Source organism: Campylobacter sp. 2014D-0216, from assembly GCF_014931215.1.
Lineage (GTDB): Bacteria > Campylobacterota > Campylobacteria > Campylobacterales > Campylobacteraceae > Campylobacter_D.
In genome coordinates this window covers 143,848-168,611 of sequence record NZ_CP063089.1, presented here as the reverse complement: position 1 = coordinate 168,611, position 24,764 = coordinate 143,848, and the positions used below count along the sequence as shown (strand labels likewise).

The following is a 24,764-nucleotide window of genomic DNA, read 5'->3' as shown; positions in this document are numbered from 1 at the left end:
GGGGGGTACCCGCTTTAAGGATTATTGTAAGAGTTTTAGAACATTTTGTTGCACAGCATTAGCTTGACTCATCGCATAAGATCCACTTTGAGCTAGGATGTTATACTTTGAGAAATTTGCACTCTCGGCTGCAAAGTCTACATCTCTGATGGTAGATTCAGCTGATTTAATGTTTACTTGAGTTACGCTGATGTTATTAAGCGTAGCTGTGATTTGATTTTGCACCGCACCGATATCCGCCCTAATGGCATCTAGGTTTGCCGTTGCAGTTTCTACTATATCCATCATAGCCATCGCACCTTTGAGCGTAGTAACTCCTGGAGCCTGATCATTTGCAGCTATATTTGTCGATGCAGCAAAATTAGCAAACTGAGAAACCCCATTACCAGGACTTACCCCAAAGGCAGCTGAGAAAGCTGTAACAAAAGCTAGTGCTTCAGTGGAGTTATACACCTTTGACATATCTTTACCACTACCCACAGAAAAACCACTACCTTGGCTCATACCACTACCACTTGAACCCATAAAAGCAGAAACAGAAGAGAAAGTAACTATCATCTTACCACCACCTTTATAAGCATTAAAGCCCATAGCATCAGCTACATTAGAGTCAATTCTTCCTTTAGATTCTCTTAGCGATACCGAAGCTTGAGAGATCATATCTGTAGCACCCATACCTATAGTAGAAAGGTTGGAACCTGAGATCAAAATATCTTTACCATCATTTTTTACTAAAGATAAACGTCCATAGTTTTCATAATCATCTTTTAAAATACCCGCACCTGGCCCCATACTACCTTCGATTTTAATCCCTCTACCATCTCTTGAGTTCAGTACTAATCTACCATTGGCATCTCTTGAAGCTTCTACGCCTGTGCTATCTTTCACTGAGTTAATTGCTGAGATTAAAGCTCCATTTTGATCACTATCTTGATACTCGATCTTGCCTATAGTCACACCATTAATTTTAAAATCATCGCTTGTGATACCACCCTTAATCGCTCCAACACCTGTTGTTTCCACTATAAAATTTGCTCTTACGCCGGTTACATCTGCTACTCTGTTGATCTCTTCAGCTAAAGCACCCATACCGGTACCAACTGAAGTAGAAATCACCACGGGTTGGAATTTAAAATCATCCACGCCATTATAGTTTTTAATGGTAAGTTGAGCTACGCCACTACTATGTGACATAGAACCTGTTTCAAATCTTGTTACGCCGATTTTACTTGATTGGGTTGGGCCTATGCTTGCTTTTACTGTTTGATTTGATTGAGCGCCGATTTGGAATTCTTGATTGACAAAATTTCCACTTAAGAGTTGTTTACCGTTAAATGCGGTAGTATTTGCGATGTTATCAAGCTCTTCCATCAAGCGGTTGATGTCAGCTTGAAGCATGTTTCTTGTTTTAGCACTTTGTCCATCTTGCGCTGCTTGTGTTGCTTTTACTTTGATGGTATCTAAGATCTTAAGCTGCTCATCCATAGCTTTATCAGCTGTTTGTAAAATACCTATCGCATCGTTACCATTGTTAATCGCTTGGCCTAAAGTCGCAGCTTGTGATCTTAAGCTATCAGCAATCGCCATCCCTGAAGCATCATCAGCTGCAGAGTTGATTCTAAGACCTGAACTCAGTCTACCTAAAGATTTATCCAACTCTCTTGCTGTGATTGTTGAATTTGCATGTGCATTCATTGCACCTATGTTGGTGTTTATTCTAAAACCCATTTTAAATCCTTTCAAAATATTGCTTTCAGCAACAAAAGCAAGAAGTGTTCCAATTTTTACAAAAGGATATTTTTACAAAAGGATATTTTTACAAAAGGATATTTTTACAAAAGGATATTTTTACAAAAGGATATTTTTACACTACAAACACCTTGAAAGTTTTCAAGGTGTTTTGGATTTCTTTACTATTGCAATAGTCTCATTACATTTTGCTGCATTGCATTAGCCTGACTCATCGCATAAGAACCACTTTGAGCTAGGATGTTGTGCTTAGCAAAGTTTGCACTTTCTGCTGCAAAGTCTACATCTCTGATGTTAGATTCAGCTGATTTAATGTTTACTTGAGTTACGCTGATGTTATTAAGCGTAGCTGTGATTTGATTTTGCACCGCACCTAAATCTGCTCTAATAGAGTCTAGATTTGTAATAGCTGTTTCAGCGATATCCATCACTGCCATCGCGCCTTTAAGCGTAGTAACTCCTGCTTGTTGGTCTTTAGCAGCTATATTTGTCGATGCAGCAAAATTAGCAAACTGAGAAACCCCATTACCAGGACTTACCCCAAAGGCAGCTGAGAAAGCTGTAACAAAAGCTAGTGCTTCAGTGGAGTTATACACCTTTGACATATCTTTACCACTACCCACAGAAAAACCACTACCTTGGCTCATACCACTACCACTTGAACCCATAAAAGCAGAAACAGAAGAGAAAGTAACTATCATCTTACCACCACCTTTATAAGCATTAAAGCCCATAGCATCGGCTACATTAGTGTCGATGTTTCCTTTAGATTCTCTTAAAGACACAGAAGCTTGAGAGATCATATCTGTAGCACCCATACCTATAGTAGAAAGGTTGGAACCTGAGATCAAGATATCTTTACCATCATTTTTTACTAAAGACAAACGTCCATAGTTTTCATAATCATCTTTTAAAATACCCGCACCTGGCCCCATACTACCTTCGATTTTAATCCCTCTACCATCTCTTGAGTTCAGTACTAATCTACCATTGGCATCTTTAGAAGCTTCTACCCCGGTGGTATCTTTCACTGAGTTAATTGCTGAGATTAAAGCTCCATTTTCATCTCCATCTTTATACTCAACTTCACCAATTTTTACTCCGTTGATACTAAAGTTAGAGTCTGTTTTACCTGCTTTGATAGGTCCCACACCGGTTGTTTCTACTAAGAAATTTGCTCTTACACCAGTGATGTCAGATACCCTGTTGATCTCTTCAGCTAAAGCACCCATACCTGTACCCACTGAAGTAGAAATCACCACGGGTTGGAATTTAAAATCATCAATACCATTATAGTTTTTAATGGTAAGTTGAGCTACGCCACTACTATGTGACATAGAACCTGTTTCAAATCTCGTTACACCGATTTTGCTTGATTGGGTTGCACCAATGCTAGTTTGAATGGTTTGGTTTGATTGAGCACCGATTTGGAATTCTTGATTTACAAAACCACCACTTAAAAGTTGCTTACCGTTAAATGAAGTAGTATTTGCGATGTTATCAAGCTCTTCCATCAAGCGGTTGATGTCAGCTTGAAGCATGTTTCTTGTTTTAGTAGTTTGACCATCTTGAGCTGCTTGTGTTGCTTTTACTTTGATGGTATCTAAGATCTTAAGCTGCTCATCCATAGCTTTATCAGCTGTTTGTAAAATACCTAAAGCATCATTACCGTTACTAATTGCTTGACCTAATGTGTTTGCTTGTGATCTTAAGCTATCAGCAATCGCCATCCCTGAAGCATCATCAGCCGCAGAGTTGATTCTAAGACCTGAGCTAAGTCTACCTAAAGAGTTTTCTAATGCTCTTGAGTTTAAGTTAGCATTAGCTTGAGCATTTAAAGATGCTACGTTAGTATTTATACGAAATCCCATTTTAAATCCTTTTAAATAAATTCAACCGCTTCCATGCAGTTGTTTTTACTAAATCGGCAAATCTTTTAAAAATTTATAGCTTTAAAATATTTTTGTATTTTTCTATAGCCTCTTGAAGTGAATTAAGATTTAATGATATGAATTCTAAAAATAGATGTAGAAAATCTATATATTTTTTCAAAGCCTCTTGCGTATCTTGATATAAACTAACATGAAAAAAACCTCTATGGTAAAACAAGGGTTTATACATGAAACTTTGTAGCAGCTTACTCTCATCTAGCAAAAGATTAAATTGGGTGATGATATTTAATAACTCTTCATGAAGAGCAACTTGTGTTTGATGTTGCTCTAAAATATTTAAAATCTTCTTAGCATTTTCATACAAAGTACTTAATTCTAAATGATCTTTTTGTAAAATTTCTAGCATTTTTGTAAGTATTTTTTTTTGTCTATTAAAACTTAAAGCATTAGGTAAAATATAATCTTTTTTACTATCTTTTAATAACTCCAAAACCTCTCCAAACGGCTTTTCTATAGTATAATCGATAAAAGCCCCCCCTTCTGTGGCATTATAAAATTTCACATGTGGATGAGAAAGAAATAATACCTCGAGTCTTTTTCGAAACTCATCCCAGCTTATATGGGTTTGCACATAACCTGATTTACCATAGGCCAATACTTCAAGTTTTACAACTGTATGCTCAGCTGCTTCTACATCATGAAAAGTAAATACGCTCGCATCTGCATGAGAATTGCCCTTTTCATCAAAAGCTAAATCTTGACCTATCATGATGACATTAGTAAAACCCAAGGCCATAGCAAAACTATATGCAAAATGTGCTACATTAATACCTATATCTAAATAACCAAAGTCATTTAGATTGAATTTTTGTTGATAATCTAAATTTTGCAAGATAAATATCTTTTTTTCCTTATCTTTTAAAGTTACAATCAAAGCTTTATTAATATTTCCACTCAATACAAAAATAGGCTTTTTAACCTCACTAGGCAAGTTTTCATAAAAACATTTACACTTATCTTGAATATCCATAGAGAAAACAAAATCTGGGTATATTTCATTCTTAAGCAAGGTTTTATAAGTAGCATCTAAAGCAAAAATTACAAAGTTATTTTGATATGCCTTTAAAAGCTCAAGTTGTTTATTTAAAGAAGGTCCAGCACATACCACAATGACACTTTTGTTTTTTCCTTTATTTTCATAAATAAAGCGCTGAAAAGGAGTATCTTCTAACACACAAGGGATATTTGATAAAAACTGTTTGTACATTTTAGATTCCATAGCAAAACTAGTATCTGTATTTAACACAGACCTAAATATAACATCACTACAAATTTGACAAACAAAGTCAAACATTGGACTTTGCTTGTAACACTCACTATATGGTAAAAGTTTAAATAAACCCAAATACTCAAAGCAATCTTTTTGAGAAAAAAGCAAGACAAGATATTCCTCTAGTCTTTTTTCCTCCACATCACAAAGATAAATTTTACCACTTGCAAGCTCTTGACTTAAGTCCATCTTAGTCAAAACATTAGCAAAAAACTCACATTTATCAAAAATAAAAATATGCTTATTGATTAATTTTTTTAAAAACAAGCCCTCGCCTATCCCACAAAAAAATATGTTAGGCTTAAGCAAATCCTCTTTAGAAGGCACAACCGGAGTTTGACTTGGAAATATATCGATAAAACTTTCTTCTTTTAAAGAAGCGATTTTTTCTTGTAAAGGTTTGTTGGTAAATTCCAATGCTTGTAAATTTTTTTGCAAAAACATTTTTATTCCTATGATTATAAATATAAAAATTATAGCATTAAATATATTTGATTTAAAAACCCTTCTAAGCAAAAAATTTAACTTTTTTTTATACACTTTTACTAATTTAATCCTATATAAGGAAAATAATGAAAAATTTAATCATAGTAGAATCACCTGCCAAAGCTAAAACCATAGGTAATTTTTTAGGTAAAGACTACGAAGTCATCGCCTCCAAAGGGCACATTAGAGATCTACCTAAAACTAGCTTTGGTATAAAAATAGAAGATGAAAACTTCAAACCCGAATATAGAATTTCCAATGACCATTCAAGCTTAGTAAAAGAACTCAAAGAAAAAGCTAAAAAAGCTAAAACCATCTACCTAGCAACCGATGAGGACCGCGAGGGAGAAGCCATAGCTTATCATATAGCCAAAGCTATTAATAAAGATGAAAGCACTTTGCCACGCATAGTTTTTCATGAAATCACCAAAAGTGCTATCGAAAACGCTTTAAAAAACCCAAGATCTTTAAACATAAACAGCGTCAACGCCCAGCAAACTAGACGCTTGCTTGATCGTATCGTAGGCTACAAACTTAGCCCCTTACTCAATCAAAAAATTCAAAAAGGCCTAAGCGCAGGACGTGTGCAAAGTGCGGCTTTAAAAATCATCGTCGATAGAGAAAGAGAGATTAAGGCTTTTGTTCCTTTAAAATACTTTAGTATCGATATGGTTTTTGAAAAAGACTTACAAGCAGAACTAGTTGAATTTCAAAACCAAAAAATAGAAAAGCTAAGTCTAACTAATGAAGATAGAGCAAAATTAATCTTTAATGCTTGTAAAAATGCAAATTTTAAAATCAAAGACATAGAAAGCAAAGATAGAAAAATAGCCCCACAAGCACCTTTTATGACCTCAACCTTACAGCAAAGCGCGAGCAATCGCCTAGGATTTAACCCTAAAAAAACCATGATGATCGCTCAAAAACTTTATGAGGGTGTTAAAACACATCAAGGTATCATGGGTGTGATCACCTACATGAGAACTGATAGCTTAAATATCGCAAAAGAAGCCTTAGAAGAAGTAAGAAAACTCATTAAAAGTGATTTTGGCAAAGAATACCTACCAAGCAAAGCAAATATCTATACCACCAAAAGCAAAGGTGCCCAAGAAGCCCACGAAGCCATAAGACCAACCAACCTTAGCTTTACCCCAAAGCTTGCAAGTGAGTTTTTAGAAAAAGATGAAGCAAGATTATATACTTTAATCTATAACCGTTTCTTAGCTTCGCAAATGAATCCCGCCATCTCTCAAACTCAAAATGTATATGTAAAATCAAACGAAGCAAGTTTTAAAATAAGTGGTAGAAAAATTTTATTTGATGGTCATTATAAAATTTATGGAGATATGGATAAAGACAAAATCTTACCTAATTTAAAACTAGAAGATACACTAAACATCCAAAACATAGAACTTAACTCGCATTTTACCGAACCACCTTCAAGATACTCTGAAGCTGGGCTTGTTAAAAAGCTAGAAAATCTTGGCATAGGGCGCCCTTCTACTTACGCTCCTACCATCTCTTTACTAAGTGCAAGAGAGTATGTGCGTATAGATAAAAAGCAAATCATTCCTAATGAAATAGCCTTTGTCGTAACAGAGGTTTTAGAGCAAAACTTTAGCGATATCGTAGATAGTGATTTTACTTCCAAAATGGAAGATACGCTTGATGTCATCGCAGAAGGCAAGATGGATTGGCAAGAAGTTTTACGAGAATTTTATTTTCCTTTTATGAGGAAAATTGATGAGGGCAAGAAAAACATCAAAAGCCAAAAAACTGTCACCAAGCTAGATGAAACTTGTCCTGATTGCGGTGGAGAACTCGCCATAAGAAAAGGAAGATATGGGGAATTTGTAGCTTGTTTAAATTTTCCAAAATGTAAATATTCAAGAAATTTAAAACAAGAAACACAAAATGAAGAAAAAAGCGAGAAAAAACTCAACACCATAGGCGTAAAATGTCCAAGCTGTCAAGAAGGCGAGATCGTAGAGCGTTTTTCTAAGCGCGGTAAATTTTATGGTTGTAGTGCTTACCCAAAATGTAATTATATAAGCAAATACAAACCAAGTGAAGAAAAATGTAGCGAATGCGGTGAAACTTTGATCATTAAAGAACTTAAAAAAGGCACATTTTTAGAGTGCTTAAAATGTAAAATCAAAAAGGAAATTTAATGCAAATCATGCTTTGTGCTATATCTAATATAGCAAGTGGAGGGTGCGGAGAGGACTGCAAGTACTGCACCCAAAGCGCTCATGTAAAAACAAATATCAACAAATACAAAAGAAAAGATATAGATCAAATTGTTTTAGAAGCTAAAATGGCTAAAAAAAACGAGGCTTTAGGTTTTTGTTTGGTTACAGCTGGTGCTGGGCTTGATGATGAAAAACTTGAATATGTGTGTAAAGTAGCTCATGCAGTACAAAAAGAAGTAGAAGGGCTTTTGCTTATAGCTTGTAATGGTATAGCCAATTTAGATCAACTCAAAGAATTAAAAAAAGCAGGAATTTTTTCATACAACCATAATCTAGAAACCTCTAAAGAATTTTTCCCAAATATTTGCTCTACGCATACTTGGGAGCAAAGATTTCAAACCAATCTTTATGCTAAAGAAGCGGGCTTAATGCTTTGCTGTGGTGGAATTTATGGTCTTGGGGAAAGTGAAGCTGATAGAAAAAGTTTTCGAGCTAGTTTAAAAGAACTTGATCCTTTTTCTTCGCCTATTAATTTTTTTATACCAAATGAAAATTTAAAACTTAAACAAGCCTTGCTTGATCCTGATGAAGCATTAAACATCATCAAAGACACTAAAAAAGATCTACCTAATGCCCACATTATGGTAGCAGGTGGTAGAGAGGTAGTGTTAAAAGAAAGACAGTATGAAATTTTTGACGCAGGAGCTAGTGCCATAGTAGTAGGAGATTATCTTACAACCAAAGGCGAAGAACCAAGCAAAGATATACAAAAACTAAAACAAATGGGGTTTAGCTTTGCTAGCGGGTGTCATTGATGCTCAAGCTGCTACGGATTTAAAAATTTTATTAGTCGTAGCAGGGTGCTTGCTAACCTCACCTTATATTGCTAAATTTTTAAAACTCCCACTTTCAGCCACTGAAATTATGCTTGGCTCTTTTATAGGGTTTTTAGGTTTTATTGGCGAGAGTGAAAATTTTAAGCTTTTAGCCAATGCAGGGTTTTATTACCTTATGTTTATAGCAGGTATGGAGATTAACCTCAAAACCTTTTTAAACACTGAAAGAAGCTTGCTTAATAAAGCTTTTATATACATTATACTTTTATATGCTTTTAGTGTTTTAGCGGTTGAAAGCGTGGATATTTCTTATATTTTTGTCATTATCATACCTGTAATGAGCGTGGGGTTACTCTCAACGCTTTATAGGGATTTTGGAAAAAATTGTGAGTGGCTTAATGTATCTATGGTGGTAGCTACTTTGGCTGAAGTTGTGAGCATAGTTTTACTTACCATAGCAGCTGCGTTTTTAGGAAAAGGAGCTGATCTTTTCTCGCTTACTCAAAATTTATTGTACTTGGTAGGTTTTTTGGCTCTTTGTATTTTTGGCTTTAAATTTCTAGAAGTGTTGTTTTGGTGGTATCCACAACTTAAAACCATACTCATGCCTTGGCAAGATCAAAACGAAAAGGATATAAGATTTTGCATGGCTATTTTTATAGCCATAGTTGCAATCATGATTTATTTTAAACTTGAAGTTGCACTGGGAGCTTTTATCGCAGGTTCATTTATAGCTACTTTTTTTGATCACAAAAAAGATCTAGAGCACAAGCTTTCTAGTTTTGGCTATGGCTTTTTAATCCCTATATTTTTCATTTATATAGGATCAAGCTTTAAACTTCAAATGCTTTTAAATACGCAAGTTTTAATTATCGCTTTTTCTCTTACACTTTTTATGATAGCCTTAAGAATGCTTTGCGCTATGGTTTTTTTCAAAAATTTAGGTTTAAAACATACTTTTTTATTTGGCTTAAGCCACTCAATGCCATTAACCTTGCTTATTGCTATAGCCACTCTTTCTTATCAAACCAATATCATCACACAAGATATATACTCAGGATTAGTGCTTACTGCCTTGCTTGAAGCGATTTTAGCTATTAGCTTGATTAAATTTATCAATAATCTTAGTAGAAAATAATTCTACTAAGTATTTATCTTAAACTGCTATACTTTTTTTATGAAAAATTTAGACACACTTTTAGAATTAGCCCTAAGGGCAGGTAAAGAAGCTTCTAAGGTATTACTTGAATACAAAGACAAAAATACCTTATGGCTTAAAGAAGATGAATCTCCAGTTGGCTTAGCTGATATCAAGTCCAATGAGGCTATTAGTGAAATTTTAGCATCAAGTGATATAGCCATATGCTCTGAAGAAAATATACTCTCTTATGAAGAAAGAAAAAAATTAGAGTATTTTTGGCTAATAGATCCACTCGATGGCACTAAATCTTATGCTAAAAAAGACAAGGAATACTGTGTTTTAATCGCATTGATCCATAAAAATACTCCCGTGCTTTCACTCATAGGCGATGTGGAGAATAATGCATTCTATTATGCGCACACTCACACAAAAGTTTACAAAAATGACACTATTTTATCTCATGAATTAAAGCAATATGAAAAAGTTAAAAACATCGCTTTATACTCTAAAAATCATGACAATAACGAAGACTTTTTCATACAAAACCAACTTGAAGGTATTAAGGTTTCTTCTGCTTTAAAATTTGTGTATTTGCTTGAGGCAAAAGCAGGAATTTACCCACGTTTTGGTGGTCCAAAAGCTTGGGATATCGCCGCGGGAGATTTTTTAGTCAAACAAAATGGTGGTATTTTATATGATTTTGATAAAAAAGCTTTGGACTATAACCGTCCTGACTTTAAACTTCCAAGTTTTATAGCTTTTGCCAAAACTGATTTTAAATTACAAGGTTTTTAATGAGAATACTTTTAGTATTTTTATGTCTTTTTGGCACCATTTACGCCAATTCTTTTGCAAATAAAAAAATCATCAAACTCCAAAACAATGATGATTTTAACATCATCAAACTAAACCAAAATGTCAACTACGATAGATTATCGCAGATTGATGTTTTGGCTTTGGTGCCAAGCTATGAAAAAGAATATAATTTTTATTTTTCAAATTTAAAAATTGATGCTAATACCATGGCAAAAGATACCTTAAATGCTTTAAATACCTTATTTAACAAAGAAAATCATCTTGCCTTACTAGGCCAAAAAGAAAATCAAGTTTATATCAATAGTCAAAATATTTTACAAGCAAATAAACACTTTATCAATGCAGATGATTTTTTAGAATTTAACCGTTTTAAAAAAGCTGATTTTGTGATTTTGCTAGATCTAAAAAAAGTCCAAGCAAGTCAACATAATTTTTTATTTTTCTCTAATTTTGATGTAAAAATTGACTTAGAATATAAAGTTTTTCTTACAAAAACCAATAAATTAAAAGACCATAAACTACTTACCATTGATACTCGATTTAACACTAGCGATAAAAGTAAATCTTACGAAGAGTTAGTCCAAGAAATAGCTAAAATTCTTTATGAAGATATTAAAAATACTATATAATCACCACTTCTTCTTCTAAAAAAATACCAAATTCTTCCGATACTCTTTTTTTAGCTAGCTCTATTAAAAACATCGCATCATCAAAGCTAGCATGTTTTTTATTGATCAAAAAATTTGCATGTTCATTGCTAAACATCGCATCATTTTTACTAAAACCTTTAAGACCAACTGCTTCTATCAATCTCCCTGCATGATCGTTTTTGGGATTTTTAAAAATAGACCCAAAGCTAGCACCTTTGGGTTGGTTTTTTCTTGCATTCTTTAAAAGCTCATCTTTGTTTATATCAAATCCATATTTTAAAAAAAACTTTGCACTAAACATCACTTCTTTAATAGGGTTAAATCTATAAGCAAAAGCAATATCTTGTTTTAAAATTTCTTGATTAAAAGTACGAACGCTCATTAAGTTTTTACTAATGTCCTCATCTTTTAAACCCGCATTCATTTTTAAAATTCCACCCAAAGTACCTGGGATATTTCTTAAAAATTCAAAGCCTTTTAGATTATTTTCTTTAGCAAATTGATACATCTTAAAAGATTTCACACTAGAACCTATCTCTACAGACATACCTTTTTCATTTTGCTCTAAAATTGTAATATAATCAAAACTTTTCCCTAAAATTCCAAGTTTTTTAGGTCTTGGCGAAACAAGTAAATTATTAGCCCCACCTATCAAAAAACCATCAAACTCACAAAGCTCTTCAAGCACTTGCACTTCAAAGCTCTCGCCTATACGCACAGAAGAATACTTAGCAAAGTCAATAATCATCGAATAAAACTTGGAATTTGATTTAAAATATTTGTTGTAAAATCAATCATAGAACTTATCATCCAAGGCATCAAAAATACTATCACTACAACAACAAGTAAAATTTTTGGCACAAAAGAAAGCGTAGCTTCATTAATTTGTGTTACAGCTTGAAAAATACTTATAATAAGACCTGCGATAAGACCCGCTAAAAGCATAGGTAAAGAAAGCATGAGAGTAATTTTAAAAGTTTGAACACCCAAAGCCACCAAAGCACTTTCCATTGTTTCTCCTTAAAAATTGAAATTCTATCAAGAATTTCTAAATTCTTCATATTCGCTAGGTATAAGATAATCTTTGCTCTTTATCATTTTCTCATAAAATCCATGATTAAATCCAAGCTCAAAAAGTTTATCTATAGCATTATACTGCTTATCATTCATGTTAATAGAGTTTTTATTTGCATATAGGTTTAAATATACATCAAGTTTTTGCGCATCTACGCGTATTAAATCACGCTCTAAAAGCATAGAAGCTAAGATTTTTCTATTATGATCAGCTACTTCTACTGCTTTGATTAAATCTTTTTCAACCGCTATAGCATCATTTATCGGCAAAGATCTTCTAAGTGCCATTCCACCCAAAGGCAAAGGCAAATCATCTTTAGCTAGCTCTTGCCAAATATCCCAAAGTTCAGCCTCTACACATAAGCTAGAATCAAACTCTAAAATACTTTCATGTATCAGCACTCCAGCATCTACCTCACCTTCTAAAACTGCTTTTTCAATTTCTAAAAAATTCTTATAGATTATCCTAGCTTGTGGATATTTTATACGAAAAATCAAAGCATTAGTAGTGTGTGCACCACTTAAAGCAACCTTAAAATTTGGCTTTAATCTTTTATCTTTTTTCTTAATGAGTTTTGGTCCATAACCTTCGCCAAAACTTACAGCAGTTTTCAATAAAGCATATTCACTAGCTATCAAAGGATAAAGCGCAAAAGATATTGCACTAACATCGTATATATTTTGCAATGCTAACTCATTTAAAGTTTGTATATCTAAGGCTGTATTTTCATACTCATAGGCATTTCCCACCCAGCCAAATTTAATCGCCATATACATAAAAATATCATCAGCATCAGGAGAGTGTGCTACGCTAATTTTTTTATTCATTTTTTTCCTTAAAAATTTAAAAAAGTATTTTAGCAAAATTCAAAATAAAAACTTATATTAAATTTCTTTTTGATACAATTTTAAACATATTATAAAAGGATTAATAAGCATGGATGATAATAAAAGAAAATCACTTGATGCAGCCTTAAAAAGTCTTGATAAAACCTTTGGAAAAGGTACTATCTTAAGACTTGGCGATAAAGAAGTTGAAAAAATTGATTCTATTCCTACAGGTTCAGTTGGGCTAGATTTAGCTCTAGGTATAGGCGGAGTACCAAAAGGAAGAATTATAGAAATTTATGGGCCTGAAAGTTCAGGCAAAACAACACTTACTTTGCACATCATAGCAGAATGCCAAAAAAAAGGCGGAGTTTGTGCATTTATCGATGCTGAACACGCGCTAGATGTAAGATATGCAAAAAATTTAGGTGTTGATACAGAAAATCTTTACATCTCTCAGCCAGATTTTGGAGAACAAGCTTTAGAAATCGTTGAAACCATAGCAAGAAGTGGAGCTATTGATCTAATAGTGGTAGATAGCGTTGCTGCACTAACTCCAAAAGCAGAAATCGAAGGCGATATGGGAGATCAACACGTAGGACTTCAAGCAAGATTAATGAGTCAAGCTTTAAGAAAACTCACTGGTATTGTACACAAAATGAACACCACTGTAATTTTCATCAACCAAATTCGTATGAAAATAGGTATGATGGGTTATGGTACACCTGAAACAACCACCGGTGGAAATGCATTAAAATTTTATGCTTCGGTGCGTTTAGATGTAAGAAAAACAGCTACCTTAAAACAAAATGATGAGCCTATTGGAAACCGTGTTAAAGTAAAAGTAGCTAAAAACAAAGTCGCCCCACCTTTTAAACAAGCTGAATTTGATGTGATGTTTGGCGAGGGCGTAAGTCGTGAAGGCGAGTTAATAGACTATGGTGTAAAACTTGACATCATTGATAAAAGTGGTGCATGGTTTTCTTACAAAGCTTCTAAACTTGGTCAAGGTAGAGAAAATGCCAAAGCCTTTTTAAAAGAAAACCCAGCTATTGCAGATGAAATCACACAAGCTATACAAAATTCCATCGGTATAGATAGTATGATTTTAGGTGCAAAAGAAGATGAGGAAGGAGAAGAGTAATGTTAATGATTGAAGATTTAAGAGCTTTTGAGGTTTTAGATAGTAGAGGTAATCCTACCATTAAAGCTGAAATCATGTTAAGCGATGGTAGCGTGGGTAGTGCTATCGTTCCAAGTGGAGCAAGTACTGGAAAAAAAGAAGCCTTAGAGTTAAGAGATAATGATGAGAGATTTGGCGGAAAAGGTGTTTTAAAAGCGATTGAAAACATCAATGGCACAATAGCTGAAAACATCATAGGACTTGATGCATTTAATCAGACCCAACTAGATAACACTCTTTTAGAGCTTGATGGAACAAAAAACTACTCCAACCTAGGAGCAAATGCAACCTTAGGAATTTCTATGGCAACAGCACGTGCAGCTGCTAACGCCTTAGGTGTGCCTTTATACCGTTACTTAGGTGGAGCAAATGCAAGTGTATTACCTGTACCAATGTGCAACATCATCAATGGCGGCGCTCATGCAAACAATAGCGTAGATTTTCAAGAATTTATGATCATGCCTTTTGGTTTTTCATCTTTCAAAGAAGGGCTAAGATCAGTTTGCGAAATTTATGCAGTATTAAAAAAAGAACTAGCTAGTTTAGGTCATTCTACCGCTTTGGGTGATGAGGGTGGTTTTGCTCCAAATTTAGCAAACAATACCGAACCACTTGATCTTTTAATGACTTGTATTAAAAAAGCAGGTTATGAAAACAAAATCAAACTAGCGCTAGATGTAGCAAGTAGCGAACTGTATAAAGATGGTAAATACCACCTAGAAGGTAAAGTTTTCTCAAGCGAAGACTTAATCGCTCGTTATGAAGAATTATGCGCTAAATATCCTATTTTTAGCATAGAAGATGGCTTAGCTGAAGATGATTATGAAGGTTGGATTAAACTCACTCAAAAACTTGGTAGCAAAGTTCAGCTTGTGGGTGATGATTTATTTGTAACCAACGAAGATATCTTAAGAGAAGGTATCATGAAAAATATGGCAAATGCTGTATTAATTAAACCTAACCAAATCGGAACAATCACTCAAACCATGAGAACAGTAAGATTAGCCCATAGAAATAATTATAGATGTATCATGAGTCATAGAAGTGGTGAGAGTGAAGATGCTTTTATAGCTGACTTTGCAGTAGCACTCAATACAGGACAAATTAAAACCGGCGCCTTAGCAAGAGGAGAAAGAACAGCTAAATACAATCGCTTATTAGAAATCGAACTAGACAACGATGAATACCTAGGAGATAAACTCTGAGTGATTTACTAAAAGAATACGATGAGCATTCCAAAAAAAAGGAAGCTCGTCGTCATTTAATAAAAACCATTGCTTTATCGTTTGTGGCGATCATTGTTGCTATGTATTTTGGAAATATGTTTTTTGGAAAATCTTCTTTAGATGTTTTACTATCACTTAAAGAAGAACAAAAAATTTTAGAAAAAAACATAATGACCTTAAAAGCAAAAAACGCCCAAGCGCAAAAAGAATATTTACAACTTTTAAGACTTAAAGGAGAAACTTCGCATGAGAATTAAGTTTTTGGTATTGTTTGTGCTTTCCTGTATATGCTTAAATGCAAAAGACAATCCTTTCGACAACGATATGCAGCAAAAAGATCCTGAATTTATAAAATTAAGTCCCTTTCAAAGACAAGATTTTAATTTTAATTCTGATGCGAGAATTTTAAAAAGTATTACTATAAATTATATCAACCTTGATGGCTCAGAAGAACAAACAACGCTTGATATTTACAAAAGTATTAATTGGCATGATACCTACTCTTTTATAAAAACCAAAAGCCCTAACGCAACGCCCATTCTTGATGTCTCTGTGACAGTGCCACAAAAACAAGCAACCAAAAACAGCAAAACCGAAGAAAACAACACCACTATCAATATAGAAACACCGCTATTTAGTGGCAGTATATACAACTTTATCTCTTTAAGTTTTTATAATAATAAAATCAATATCAAAACCGAAGATAAAATGCTAAGAAATTTATCCATTGGCGATCCTACCAAAATCATCATCGATTTTGCTAAAAAACAAAATTTTAACACCAAAACACTGCAAGTAAACACCGCTAGAGTTAAAAAAGTTGTTTTTGGATCACATAAAGAGTATTACCGTTTAGTAATCTATCTAGATGGAAAATATAGCTATGATTATTCTCATAGTGAAAACCTACACACCTTTAGTTATCGCTAAGAGTTAAAACTCTTAAGCGAAACGATGATCATAAATAATCATTTGAAATCTTTGAGCTATCATTCTAGCTCTTTCCATCATCATACTCCTTGGTTCATCTTCGAAAACTTCTTGTAAACTTTCATCAAATAATTCAAGCCAAATATCAAAAAATTCTCTTGGAAATGGAGGCAACTCATGATGAGCCCTCAAAGGAGATCCGCTATAACTTGGATCGCCTAAAAACATTCCCGCCCAAAAGCTTGCGATTTTTTCTTTATGTTTTTTCCAACTCTCATCATCTGTACCTATTTTATCATTAAAAATAGGACCCAAATCTTTGTGAACTCTTATTTTTGCATAAAAAATATCCATAAGTTTTTTAATGCCATCATGATCAATACTACTTAATTTCATAATTTTCCTTAAGATAATAAATTCAAACAATTGTATTAAAAATACATGCTAAAAATATAAACAAAAGTCAATTTTTAGTATAATTTTAAAAATACTTTACAATAAAAAGAAAAAACATGACTTATACGATTTTACCTCCTAATCAATTTTTAGATGATTATGTTTTAAATGTCCAATTACATCAACTTGCTGGTATTTCTAAAAATGCTTATAAGTTTTGGAAAAATGCTCAAGTTGCACGCTATCAAGGTACAAGAGTAGTTTTTTTACATAAAAAAAGCATACTTAAAAAACACCAGCACCTTGTTAAAGAGTGTGAAGATTTAAGCGGTTTTGTTCTTGCGAGTGCTTTTTGCTCTTTTACTACTTTAGCACCTTCACATTTAGTAGAAAAAAACCATTCTCAAATTTATAAAATCTTAGATATCAAAGAAGTTTGCGGGGTAAAATTTGTAAATTTAAAAGCTTTTTATGATTTTTTAAAACTTGACTACACCTGTAATATTTACATTGAAAAATGTCATTTTTTTAGCCCTACGCCCTTAGAAAAACGTATCAAAATCACTGAAAGCATGTGCGTAGGGTATTATTAAAATCTATATAAAACTTAGAAATCAGTCCATTTCATAAGTATCATCATCGCCATAATCATCATCATATTCATAATCATCTTCATCATAATTATATGATCTTTGATTACTCGCATAAGTGTCATCATCAGCATCATCATACAACTCATCTTCGTAATTTTCAAATTCTTCATCATCGTAAGCCATTTTTATCCTTTAATATTTTTTAGTAGTATTTTAATATAAAAATACACATTTTGGTATAATTTTCTAAAAACACATTAAGGAAAAATATGAATTTAACACATCTAGATGAAAAAAATCATCCTAAAATGGTAGATGTAAGCCAAAAAGATATCACTCAAAGAGAGGCTTGTGCTAGTGGTAAAATTTACATGAGCCAAGAAGCATTTAATGCTATCATTGAAAATAAAGCAAAAAAAGGGCCTGTTTTACAAACTGCCATTACAGCGGCTATCATGGGCGCAAAACAAACCTCCAATCTCATTCCAATGTGCCATCCGCTAATGATTTCAAAAGTACAAACCCATATAGAGGAAAACGCCAAAGAATGCTCTTTTAAACTTTTTGTCACCGTAAAATGCGAAGGCAAAACCGGTGTTGAAATGGAAAGTTTAACAGCAGTTAGCGTAGGACTTTTAACCATTTATGATATGATCAAAGCCATTGATAAAAGTATGCAAATTACAGATATTGTTTTAGAAAGCAAAGAAGGAGGTAAAAGTGGTAAATATATGCGATCTTAAAAAAGAACCTATTATTGATTATCCTACTTTTTGGGATTATAAGGTTGTATTTGAAGCAAATACAAATGCACTAGAAATTTTTAATCAAATTTTAAATCAAAGAGATTTTAAATATCAAATTTCTAACACAAGTAAACAAGGAACATACAAAAGTTATCTTTTAAGTGTTTATGTGAATAGCAAAGAGGATCGATTAAATATTTTTAATCAATTAAAAAGCAAAGCCAAATTTGTACTATAAAAAAGGGAAAACTATGAAAAATTTAGCCATTATTTTTGAAAACTCTCTTCTTGCTTGCGAAAAAAATGAAATTCCAAGCTTAATCAGCGAACTTGTATTTAACCTAAGCTATAAAAAAATTTGCTATGAAAACACCACTAATGAAGAATTATTTGCTAGTTTTTCTAAAGTACTTGAAAAACTAGAACTTGTTAATGAAGAAAATATTTCCAAAATTATTCAAGGCATTATCAAAGCTAGGGTTGAAGAAGATAAAAAAAGTTTTTTTGCTTATATCAACGAATATGGCAAACTAAAAGCAAAAATAGAAGAACAAAAAAACACTATCAAGCATAAAATTTGCGATAACTTTTTTGATTTAGAAAAAACCTTAAAAGATTTAAATTTAAATGAATTTAATATCAGCATTAACGATGCTATGCTTTATGATATTGAAATTTTAGGACTTTTAAAAGAAACTGCTGAAAGTGCTTTTATCACTACTTTGGAAAAAGGCGAGAACATCGAACTTACCTCATGTGAAATAGCAAAAAATTTAGTTTTTAATGCGATCTGTGAAGGTAGTTTTGAAAAAGAAAGAATTTTAAAAATTTCTCAAGTTGTTTTAAATGCAGCATTTGAACTTGCCAACGAATCAAAAGTTTTTGCTTATGATTTGTGCATAGGGGCGATTTATGGGGTACAAGAAGGTATTTCTTTGGCGATTGAAAAATTTAAAGCAAGCTTTGCTTATAGTGCTTTAGAGCATGATCTAAAAGACAAGGAAAAACAGCTCATCGATATCGAACAAGAATTAATCCAAATGCTTAAAAAAACTTCCTTAGAATTAAATAATCCAGTTAAAGATATATTAAAAGATTTGTTAGAAAATAAATTTGATACCTTATTTGCTAAATTTAAACGTCTTATTCAAGAAAGCAGAGAGCAAATTTTAATCAAAATCAATGAACTAAAACAAAATCCAAAAATTGATGATTTTAGCAAACTCGCACAAAGCAAAATCAATCTTTTAGCTAAAGAACTTAACGAACTTGAAAAACTAGCAAGCTCCAAATATAAGAGCTTAGATAAAAATAATGCAAAAGAGTTAGGTATAAGACTTTGGGAGAAAGCAAAAAGATTAATTAAAAAATAATCTTTTTTAAGATAAAATTAATATCTTAATATCTTAAATCAATTTTCAAATCAAATCACAAAGGAGCTTATTTTGTTTTCAAACTTAAAAATAGGAACAAAAATAGTTGCAGTTGTTATTGCGATTATAGTTTTAGGTATTGGAATTTTAGCAAGCGTTATTGCTGTACAATCTTCAAATATCTTACATACTGAAGCAGAAAAACTACTTCAAACTAGCGCTTTTAGATATTCAAATATCGTAAGAGGAGCTACTGAAAGCGTATATTCAACTCTTGTAAGCACTGAAAGCTCTATCGATCAAATTCTTGATACCCAAACAGAAATCGAAGAAGAGAGGTTGCAAGATATACTTGGTGGTGCTCTTGATTCTAATGGTTGGATTGCATATATTTATGTGCACATCATGGATGTTTCAAAATACTCTAACATCAACCCTAAACTTCTAACCCAATCTAATAGATTTCTAATGCTAATGCACGATACTAGCTTAAGAGAAAAAGGCGGTATTGAACTCATTCAAGCAGATGATAGGGTTTTAAATCAAAGAAGTGTTAATGATGCTTTAAAAAACCAGCAAGAAGGCATAGGAAGACCTCAAAAATTTGTTATCAACGGTCAAGAGTTCTTAGCTTATAATGTTACTGTTCCAATCATAAGAAATGGAAAGCTTATCGGTGTTGTTGGAGCTTTAGGAAGCTTAACTCAGCTTCAAGAAGAACTAGTAAATCCTGAAAGAAGCGTATTTAAAGATGATCAAAGATTATTACTTGGAGAAAATGGACTTATTGCAGTTAGCCCTGCAACTGAATTCATAGGTAAAAATATCACTGAAGTAAATCCTCATCCTAGCGCGCAAACACTAGTAGATTTACAAAAAAATAAAACTAACACTATTTTTGATTTTACCCGTGCAAGAGATGGAAAAGATAACAGAGCAGCGATAGTTAACTTTAACGTGTGGGATAATGCAAGCGATTATTGGTCTATCGTAACTATGGCGCCAGTTGATTCTATACAAATGCCTATTGTAAAACTTGTTGCGACTATAGCTATTGTATCTCTTTTTGTAGTTTTAGCAATAGTACTAGTAGTATTTATTTACATCAATAAAGCAGTTAGCTCAAGAATTGTAAATCTACAAAACAATCTTTTACATTTCTTTAAATTTATCAATCACGAAACTAAAGATACCATTTTAAGTAAAGACACTAAAACTAATGATGAATTAAGCATTATGGCTAAAGCCATTAATGAAAACATCACTAAAACTAAAAATGCATTAGAACAAGATGCTAAAGCAGTAGAACAATCAGTAGATACAGCCAAAGAAATAGAAAGTGGTAATCTAACAGCAAGAATTACTGCAATTCCTGCTAATCCTCAGCTTATAGAATTAAAAAATGTTTTAAATGAAATGCTTAATGTATTAGAACAAAAAGTAGGTTCTAATATGAATGAAATTAATAGAGTATTTGATAGCTATAAAGCATTAGACTTTACTACTGAAGTTAAAAATGCTAAAGGTGGAGTTGAAGTAACCACAAATGTATTAGGTCAAGAAATTGTAGCTATGTTAAGACAATCATCTGAATTTGCTTCTTTATTAGCAGATGAAAGTGGTAAATTACAAAGTGCGGTTAAAAACCTAACTGATTCTTCATCTTCTCAAGCTTCTTCTTTAGAAGAAACAGCAGCAGCACTAGAAGAGATTACTTCTTCTATGCAAAATGTTTCGCATAAAACTAGTGAAGTAATTGCTCAAAGTGAAGAGATTAAAAATGTTACTTCTATTATTGGAGATATTGCAGATCAAATTAACCTACTTGCATTAAATGCTGCTATTGAAGCTGCACGTGCTGGTGAACATGGTAGAGGATTTGCTGTTGTTGCAGATGAAGTTAGAAATCTAGCTGAAAGAACTCAAAAGTCTTTGGGTGAAATTGAAGCTAACACAAATATCTTAGTTCAATCTATCAATGAAATGGGTGAAAGTATTAAAGAACAAACTACAGGTATTACTCAAATTAATGATGCTGTGGCTCAAATTGATAGCGTAACACAAGAAAATCTAAAAATAGCTAAAGATAGTGCAGCTATATCTGATAATGTTAATAAGATAGCTAATGATATCTTAGAAGATGCTAGAAAGAAAAAGTTTTAATTGATCATTAGCAAGCCAAGCCTTTAAGGGTTTGGCTTTTACCCTCTTTATCTCTTTATAATTAATTTCCTAGGTTGTAAAATATATTTGTGTTTTTGGTTTTTTCAAAATTTGATAATAAAAGTAAATAAAAAATAATAAATTTTAAATATATTGATAAAATTTAAATATTATAAACAAAACATTTTAGCCACTTGATATTTTGTCTAGAAAATGAGTATCAATATTCGATACTTATGTTATATATTTTTATTATATTTGATAAAAAATAAAAAAATTTATGAAATCTTTATAATATTTTGTAGTATAATACTTGCCAAGTTTATAAATAAAACTTAAATAAAACCCACAAGGAGAATATTATGGGAACAAGAAAGGAACACGACTTTATTGGTGAGTTAGAAATTTCTGATGAAGTTTATTATGGTGTACAAACCTTTAGAGCATTAGAAAATTTTAGTATGAGCGGTAGAAAATTACAAGATTACCCCTATTTTGTAAAAGCTTTTGCTCAAGTTAAAAAAGCAGCTGCACTAGCTAACAAAGAAGTTGGAGTTCTTGATGCAGATAAAGCCGATGCTATCGCTAATGCTTGCGATAGGTTGATTGCTGGTGAATTTTTAGATCAATTTGTAGTTGATATGATTCAAGGTGGCGCTGGAACAAGTACTAATATGAATACAAATGAAGTAATTACCAACATTGCACTTGAAAGTATGGGACATAAAAAAGGTGAATACCAATACCTTCACCCAAATGACCATACCAACTTAGGACAATCAACTAACGATACCTATCCAAGCTCGATTAAAGTGGCAACTTATGCAAAATTAAGTGATCTTTTAAAAGCTATGGAAAACTTAAAAGTAGAATTAGAAGCAAAAGCTAAAGAATACAAAGATATCATTAAAATGGGTAGAACAGAACTTGAGGATGCGGTTCCTACTACTTTAGGAAATACTTTTAACGCATTCGCAAGTTATATTAAAAGCGATATAGCAAAAATCACTGCAGCACGTGAATCTATGACATTTTTAAATCTTGGTGCTACAGCTATAGGCACAGGTATTAACTGCCACCCTGATTATAAATTTGTGGTTGAGAAAAAGTTAAAAGAAATTACCGGGGTTGACTTTAAACCTGCCGAAGATTTCATCGCTGCTACTCAAGATACAGCCGACTTTGTGCATGTAAGCGGTGCGTTAAAAACAGCTGCAGTTAGACTTTCTAAAATAGCAAATGACTTAAGATTAATGAATTCAGGTCCAAGATGTGGTTTGGCTGAGATTAGTCTACCTGCTATGCAACCTGGTAGTTCTATTATGCCAGGAAAAGTAAATCCTGTTATTTGTGAAGCAGTTGGAGAAGCTTGCTATGAAGTAATAGGTAATGATGTTACCATTATGCTTTGCTCTGAAAGAGGCGAATTTGAACTTAATGCCTTTGAACCAGGTATTGCTTATGGCTTATTTAATTCTATTGTATTGCTTGAAAATGCTATGAAAACTTTAGCCGAAAAAGCAATCAAAGGTCTTAAAGCAAATCCTGAAAATTGTAAAAAACTTGTTTTAAACTCTATCGGAATTGTTACTGCATTTAACCCTGTTTTAGGCTATGAAAAATCTGCAAGTATCGCCAAAGAAGCTTTAGAAACTGGCAAAGCCGTTGGAGATATTTGTCTTGAAAGAGGATATTTACCAAAAGAAAAAATCGATGAGATTTTAACCCCTGAAAATATGTTAAATCCTCATATGACTGAAAAAAGAAAAGCTTAATAAACAAAAAAAAGGAGATGATCATGGACATTATGGTTATTTTACAACTTATTGTCTTTCTTGGCGCTATCTTTATAGGTATTCGCCTTGGTGGCATAGCAATAGGTTATGCTGGTGGTTTGGGTGTTGTCATTTTAGGACTTGTATTAGGTATGAAACCAGGTAATATCCCTTGGGATGTTATTTTGATTATTGCTGCTGCTATTGCTGCTATTTCAGCAATGCAGCAAGCAGGTGGTTTGGATTATATGGTAAAAGTTACTGAAAGAATTTTACGCAGACATCCAAGATTTATCAACTATCTTGCGCCAGCTTGTGGTTGGTTGCTTACTATTTTAGCAGGTACAGGTAATGCTGTATTTTCACTTATGCCTGTTGTTATTGATGTGGCAAAATCACAAAACATCAAACCATCAGCTCCTTTATCGCTTATGGTGGTAGCTTCGCAAATTGGTATCACAGCTTCCCCTGTTAGCGCTGCTGTTGTTTACATGACAGGTGTATTAGAGCCTCTTGGTTGGAACTATCCTACATTAATTGGAATTTGGATCGTAACTACCTTTATCGCTTGTATGGTGACAGCATTTATCGTAAGCCTCATCACTCCTATGGATCTTAGCAAAGACCCAATATATCAAGAACGCTTAAAAGCAGGTCTTGTAAAAAGCGCCTCTGATGTATTACATAGCGAAGATAAACCGGGTGCAAAACTTTCAGTTGCAATCTTCCTAATCACAGTATTATGTGTTGTACTTTATGCAACTGCGATTTCAAGCAATATCAAATGGATCGATCCAGTGATTATACCAAGAGATGCTGCGATTATGAGTTTCTTGCTTACTGCTGCAACCATAATCACTTTCTTGTGTAAAGTTGAGCCGGCTAAAATTTTAGATACAAGTGTATTTAAATCAGGTATGACAGCTTGTGTGTGTGTATTTGGTGTTGCATGGCTTGGAAATACTTTCGTTGCAGGTCATGAAGCAGGCATTAAAGCAGTAGCAGGAGAATGGGTTAAAGAAACTCCGGCCATGCTTGCAGTTGCTTTCTTTTTTGCTAGTATGCTTTTATACTCTCAAGCAGCTACTGCAAAAGCTATTGTGCCTGTTATTGTTGCTGCATTAGGTATTTCAGCTACAAATCCTAGTGATTCTTACATGCTAGTTGCTTGTTTTGCTGCTGTTTCAGCACTTTTTGTACTTCCAACCTACCCTACTTTACTAGGTGCTGTACAAATGGATGATACTGGCACAACAAGAATTGGAAAATTCATTTTCAATCACGCATTCTTTATCCCAGGTGTTTTAGCTATCGCCATAGCTGTTGCACTAGGCTTCCTAGCCGTGGGAATACTTTGAAACTTTAACTTTCCACTGCCAAAGTGG

Annotated in this window: 24 protein-coding genes and 1 pseudogene; 17 read left to right on the top strand and 8 right to left on the bottom strand. The window is 33.1% G+C overall.

Features of this window, described 5'->3' with window-relative positions; translation table 11 throughout:
• Positions 1 to 21: 21 nt before the first annotated feature.
• From A0083_RS00935 to A0083_RS00925, 3 genes are all read right to left on the bottom strand, one after another.
• Positions 22 to 1,728, bottom strand: coding sequence for a flagellin A (locus A0083_RS00935; RefSeq protein ID WP_197553456.1), 1,707 nt, complete (start codon positions 1,726 to 1,728; stop codon positions 22 to 24).
• A 185-nt stretch (positions 1,729 to 1,913) separates the two neighbouring features.
• Positions 1,914 to 3,620: a flagellin A gene (locus tag A0083_RS00930; protein ID WP_197553453.1), complete on the bottom strand. Its 1,707-nt coding sequence runs from the start codon at positions 3,618 to 3,620 to the stop codon at positions 1,914 to 1,916.
• A gap of 73 nt (positions 3,621 to 3,693) precedes the next feature.
• Positions 3,694 to 5,415 (bottom strand): motility associated factor glycosyltransferase family protein, encoded by a 1,722-nt coding sequence (locus A0083_RS00925; protein ID WP_197553450.1) that lies wholly within the window; start codon positions 5,413 to 5,415, stop codon positions 3,694 to 3,696.
• 128 nt (positions 5,416 to 5,543) lie between these two features.
• On the opposite strand from A0083_RS00925, the gene topA reads away from it, so the two are divergent.
• The 5 genes from topA to A0083_RS00900 are packed head-to-tail and all read left to right on the top strand — an operon-like array spanning position 5,544 to position 11,071.
• Positions 5,544 to 7,628 carry a type I DNA topoisomerase gene (gene topA / locus A0083_RS00920; RefSeq protein ID WP_442861584.1) on the top strand — a complete coding sequence of 695 codons (2,085 nt, stop codon included), beginning with the start codon at positions 5,544 to 5,546 and terminating at the stop codon, positions 7,626 to 7,628.
• On the top strand, positions 7,628 to 8,464 hold the full coding sequence (locus A0083_RS00915) for a biotin synthase (RefSeq protein WP_120760221.1): 837 nt from the start codon (positions 7,628 to 7,630) through the stop codon (positions 8,462 to 8,464). Before topA ends, A0083_RS00915 begins: the two co-directional genes overlap by 1 nt.
• A complete protein-coding gene (locus A0083_RS00910) occupies positions 8,445 to 9,623 on the top strand; it encodes a cation:proton antiporter (protein ID WP_197553447.1) in 1,179 nt (392 codons plus the stop codon). Before A0083_RS00915 ends, A0083_RS00910 begins: the two co-directional genes overlap by 20 nt.
• Before the next feature lie 39 nt (positions 9,624 to 9,662).
• Positions 9,663 to 10,421, top strand: a complete 759-nt coding sequence (locus A0083_RS00905) for a 3'(2'),5'-bisphosphate nucleotidase CysQ (protein WP_120760218.1) — start codon at positions 9,663 to 9,665, stop codon at positions 10,419 to 10,421.
• Entirely contained in the window at positions 10,421 to 11,071 is a 651-nt protein-coding gene (locus tag A0083_RS00900) for a hypothetical protein (protein WP_197553444.1), read from the top strand. Before A0083_RS00905 ends, A0083_RS00900 begins: the two co-directional genes overlap by 1 nt.
• On the opposite strand, the gene A0083_RS00895 is transcribed toward A0083_RS00900, so the two are convergent.
• Genes A0083_RS00895 through A0083_RS00885 form a run of 3 tightly spaced genes read right to left on the bottom strand, consistent with a single transcriptional unit; the run spans position 11,064 to position 12,994 of the window.
• Entirely contained in the window at positions 11,064 to 11,840 is a 777-nt protein-coding gene (locus tag A0083_RS00895) for a UDP-N-acetylmuramate dehydrogenase (RefSeq protein WP_197553441.1), read from the bottom strand. The two genes, A0083_RS00900 and A0083_RS00895, sit on opposite strands and share 8 nt — an antisense overlap.
• The gene (gene fliQ / locus A0083_RS00890; protein WP_120760213.1) at positions 11,837 to 12,103 is read right to left on the bottom strand and encodes a flagellar biosynthesis protein FliQ; all 267 of its coding nucleotides are present in this window, start codon (positions 12,101 to 12,103) and stop codon (positions 11,837 to 11,839) included. Before fliQ ends, A0083_RS00895 begins: the two co-directional genes overlap by 4 nt.
• A 27-nt stretch (positions 12,104 to 12,130) precedes the next feature.
• On the bottom strand, positions 12,131 to 12,994 hold the full coding sequence (locus A0083_RS00885) for a menaquinone biosynthesis family protein (RefSeq protein WP_197553438.1): 864 nt from the start codon (positions 12,992 to 12,994) through the stop codon (positions 12,131 to 12,133).
• 109 nt (positions 12,995 to 13,103) lie between these two features.
• Between A0083_RS00885 and recA the strand changes: the two genes are divergently transcribed.
• The 4 genes from recA (at position 13,104) to A0083_RS00865 (ending at position 16,333) form a co-directional block, all read left to right on the top strand.
• Complete coding sequence (gene recA / locus A0083_RS00880; RefSeq protein ID WP_039662499.1) at positions 13,104 to 14,138, top strand: recombinase RecA; 1,035 nt, start codon at positions 13,104 to 13,106, stop codon at positions 14,136 to 14,138.
• A complete protein-coding gene (gene eno, locus A0083_RS00875; protein ID WP_120760209.1) occupies positions 14,138 to 15,382 on the top strand; it encodes a phosphopyruvate hydratase in 1,245 nt (414 codons plus the stop codon). The genes recA and eno overlap by 1 nt, the downstream gene beginning before the upstream one ends.
• An 83-nt stretch (positions 15,383 to 15,465) precedes the next feature.
• Complete coding sequence (locus A0083_RS00870; RefSeq protein ID WP_232087562.1) at positions 15,466 to 15,660, top strand: hypothetical protein; 195 nt, start codon at positions 15,466 to 15,468, stop codon at positions 15,658 to 15,660.
• Positions 15,650 to 16,333, top strand: coding sequence for an AMIN domain-containing protein (locus A0083_RS00865; RefSeq protein WP_197553435.1), 684 nt, complete (start codon positions 15,650 to 15,652; stop codon positions 16,331 to 16,333). Before A0083_RS00870 ends, A0083_RS00865 begins: the two co-directional genes overlap by 11 nt.
• A gap of 12 nt (positions 16,334 to 16,345) precedes the next feature.
• On the opposite strand, the gene A0083_RS00860 is transcribed toward A0083_RS00865, so the two are convergent.
• Positions 16,346 to 16,729: a group III truncated hemoglobin gene (locus tag A0083_RS00860; protein ID WP_120760203.1), complete on the bottom strand. Its 384-nt coding sequence runs from the start codon at positions 16,727 to 16,729 to the stop codon at positions 16,346 to 16,348.
• Positions 16,730 to 16,845: 116 nt separating this feature from the next.
• Here A0083_RS00860 and A0083_RS00855 point away from each other — a divergent pair, with 116 nt between their 5' ends.
• Complete coding sequence (locus A0083_RS00855; protein WP_197553432.1) at positions 16,846 to 17,322, top strand: cysteine permease; 477 nt, start codon at positions 16,846 to 16,848, stop codon at positions 17,320 to 17,322.
• Between the two features lie 21 nt (positions 17,323 to 17,343).
• On the opposite strand, the gene A0083_RS00850 is transcribed toward A0083_RS00855, so the two are convergent.
• Positions 17,344 to 17,505, bottom strand: coding sequence for a highly acidic protein (locus A0083_RS00850; RefSeq protein ID WP_197553429.1), 162 nt, complete (start codon positions 17,503 to 17,505; stop codon positions 17,344 to 17,346).
• A gap of 86 nt (positions 17,506 to 17,591) precedes the next feature.
• Here A0083_RS00850 and moaC point away from each other — a divergent pair, with 86 nt between their 5' ends.
• The 7 genes and pseudogenes from moaC to A0083_RS00820 all read left to right on the top strand — a co-directional run bounded on the left by moaC (position 17,592) and on the right by A0083_RS00820 (position 24,737).
• Positions 17,592 to 18,065 (top strand): cyclic pyranopterin monophosphate synthase MoaC, encoded by a 474-nt coding sequence (gene moaC, locus A0083_RS00845; RefSeq protein ID WP_197553426.1) that lies wholly within the window; start codon positions 17,592 to 17,594, stop codon positions 18,063 to 18,065.
• On the top strand, positions 18,043 to 18,306 hold the full coding sequence (locus tag A0083_RS00840; protein ID WP_197553423.1) for an HP0495 family protein: 264 nt from the start codon (positions 18,043 to 18,045) through the stop codon (positions 18,304 to 18,306). Before moaC ends, A0083_RS00840 begins: the two co-directional genes overlap by 23 nt.
• Positions 18,307 to 18,319: 13 nt before the next feature.
• Complete coding sequence (locus tag A0083_RS00835; protein WP_197553420.1) at positions 18,320 to 19,441, top strand: hypothetical protein; 1,122 nt, start codon at positions 18,320 to 18,322, stop codon at positions 19,439 to 19,441.
• A 405-nt stretch (positions 19,442 to 19,846) separates the two neighbouring features.
• Positions 19,847 to 20,098: pseudogene (locus A0083_RS08275) on the top strand (hypothetical protein); the annotation flags it as partial.
• A 339-nt stretch (positions 20,099 to 20,437) separates the two neighbouring features.
• The gene (locus A0083_RS08270) at positions 20,438 to 21,604 is read left to right on the top strand and encodes a methyl-accepting chemotaxis protein (RefSeq protein WP_442861600.1); all 1,167 of its coding nucleotides are present in this window, start codon (positions 20,438 to 20,440) and stop codon (positions 21,602 to 21,604) included.
• 362 nt (positions 21,605 to 21,966) lie between these two features.
• Positions 21,967 to 23,379 (top strand): aspartate ammonia-lyase, encoded by a 1,413-nt coding sequence (locus A0083_RS00825; protein ID WP_197553417.1) that lies wholly within the window; start codon positions 21,967 to 21,969, stop codon positions 23,377 to 23,379.
• A 23-nt stretch (positions 23,380 to 23,402) separates the two neighbouring features.
• Positions 23,403 to 24,737, top strand: a complete 1,335-nt coding sequence (locus A0083_RS00820) for an anaerobic C4-dicarboxylate transporter (protein ID WP_197553415.1) — start codon at positions 23,403 to 23,405, stop codon at positions 24,735 to 24,737.
• Positions 24,738 to 24,764 lie beyond the last annotated feature (27 nt).

Bases quoted from the DNA above. Each gene is read 5' to 3' on its own strand.
- A0083_RS00860 (WP_120760203.1), bottom strand. From the start codon at position 16,729: ATGAAATTAAGTAGTATTGATCATGATGGCATTAAAAAACTTATGGAT.
- A0083_RS00930 (WP_197553453.1), bottom strand. From the start codon at position 3,620: ATGGGATTTCGTATAAATACTAACGTAGCATCTTTAAATGCTCAAGCT.
- A0083_RS00900 (WP_197553444.1), top strand. From the start codon at position 10,421: ATGAGAATACTTTTAGTATTTTTATGTCTTTTTGGCACCATTTACGCC.
- topA (WP_442861584.1), top strand. From the start codon at position 5,544: ATGAAAAATTTAATCATAGTAGAATCACCTGCCAAAGCTAAAACCATA.
- fliQ (WP_120760213.1), bottom strand. From the start codon at position 12,103: ATGGAAAGTGCTTTGGTGGCTTTGGGTGTTCAAACTTTTAAAATTACT.
- A0083_RS00855 (WP_197553432.1), top strand. From the start codon at position 16,846: ATGACTTATACGATTTTACCTCCTAATCAATTTTTAGATGATTATGTT.
- A0083_RS00895 (WP_197553441.1), bottom strand. From the start codon at position 11,840: ATGATTATTGACTTTGCTAAGTATTCTTCTGTGCGTATAGGCGAGAGC.
- A0083_RS00865 (WP_197553435.1), top strand. From the start codon at position 15,650: ATGAGAATTAAGTTTTTGGTATTGTTTGTGCTTTCCTGTATATGCTTA.
- A0083_RS00820 (WP_197553415.1), top strand. From the start codon at position 23,403: ATGGACATTATGGTTATTTTACAACTTATTGTCTTTCTTGGCGCTATC.
- A0083_RS00935 (WP_197553456.1), bottom strand. From the start codon at position 1,728: ATGGGTTTTAGAATAAACACCAACATAGGTGCAATGAATGCACATGCA.
- A0083_RS00925 (WP_197553450.1), bottom strand. From the start codon at position 5,415: ATGTTTTTGCAAAAAAATTTACAAGCATTGGAATTTACCAACAAACCT.
- A0083_RS08270 (WP_442861600.1), top strand. From the start codon at position 20,438: ATGGCGCCAGTTGATTCTATACAAATGCCTATTGTAAAACTTGTTGCG.
- A0083_RS00915 (WP_120760221.1), top strand. From the start codon at position 7,628: ATGCAAATCATGCTTTGTGCTATATCTAATATAGCAAGTGGAGGGTGC.
- A0083_RS00850 (WP_197553429.1), bottom strand. From the start codon at position 17,505: ATGGCTTACGATGATGAAGAATTTGAAAATTACGAAGATGAGTTGTAT.
- A0083_RS00905 (WP_120760218.1), top strand. From the start codon at position 9,663: ATGAAAAATTTAGACACACTTTTAGAATTAGCCCTAAGGGCAGGTAAA.
- moaC (WP_197553426.1), top strand. From the start codon at position 17,592: ATGAATTTAACACATCTAGATGAAAAAAATCATCCTAAAATGGTAGAT.
- eno (WP_120760209.1), top strand. From the start codon at position 14,138: ATGTTAATGATTGAAGATTTAAGAGCTTTTGAGGTTTTAGATAGTAGA.
- A0083_RS00835 (WP_197553420.1), top strand. From the start codon at position 18,320: ATGAAAAATTTAGCCATTATTTTTGAAAACTCTCTTCTTGCTTGCGAA.
- A0083_RS00825 (WP_197553417.1), top strand. From the start codon at position 21,967: ATGGGAACAAGAAAGGAACACGACTTTATTGGTGAGTTAGAAATTTCT.
- A0083_RS00885 (WP_197553438.1), bottom strand. From the start codon at position 12,994: ATGAATAAAAAAATTAGCGTAGCACACTCTCCTGATGCTGATGATATT.
- recA (WP_039662499.1), top strand. From the start codon at position 13,104: ATGGATGATAATAAAAGAAAATCACTTGATGCAGCCTTAAAAAGTCTT.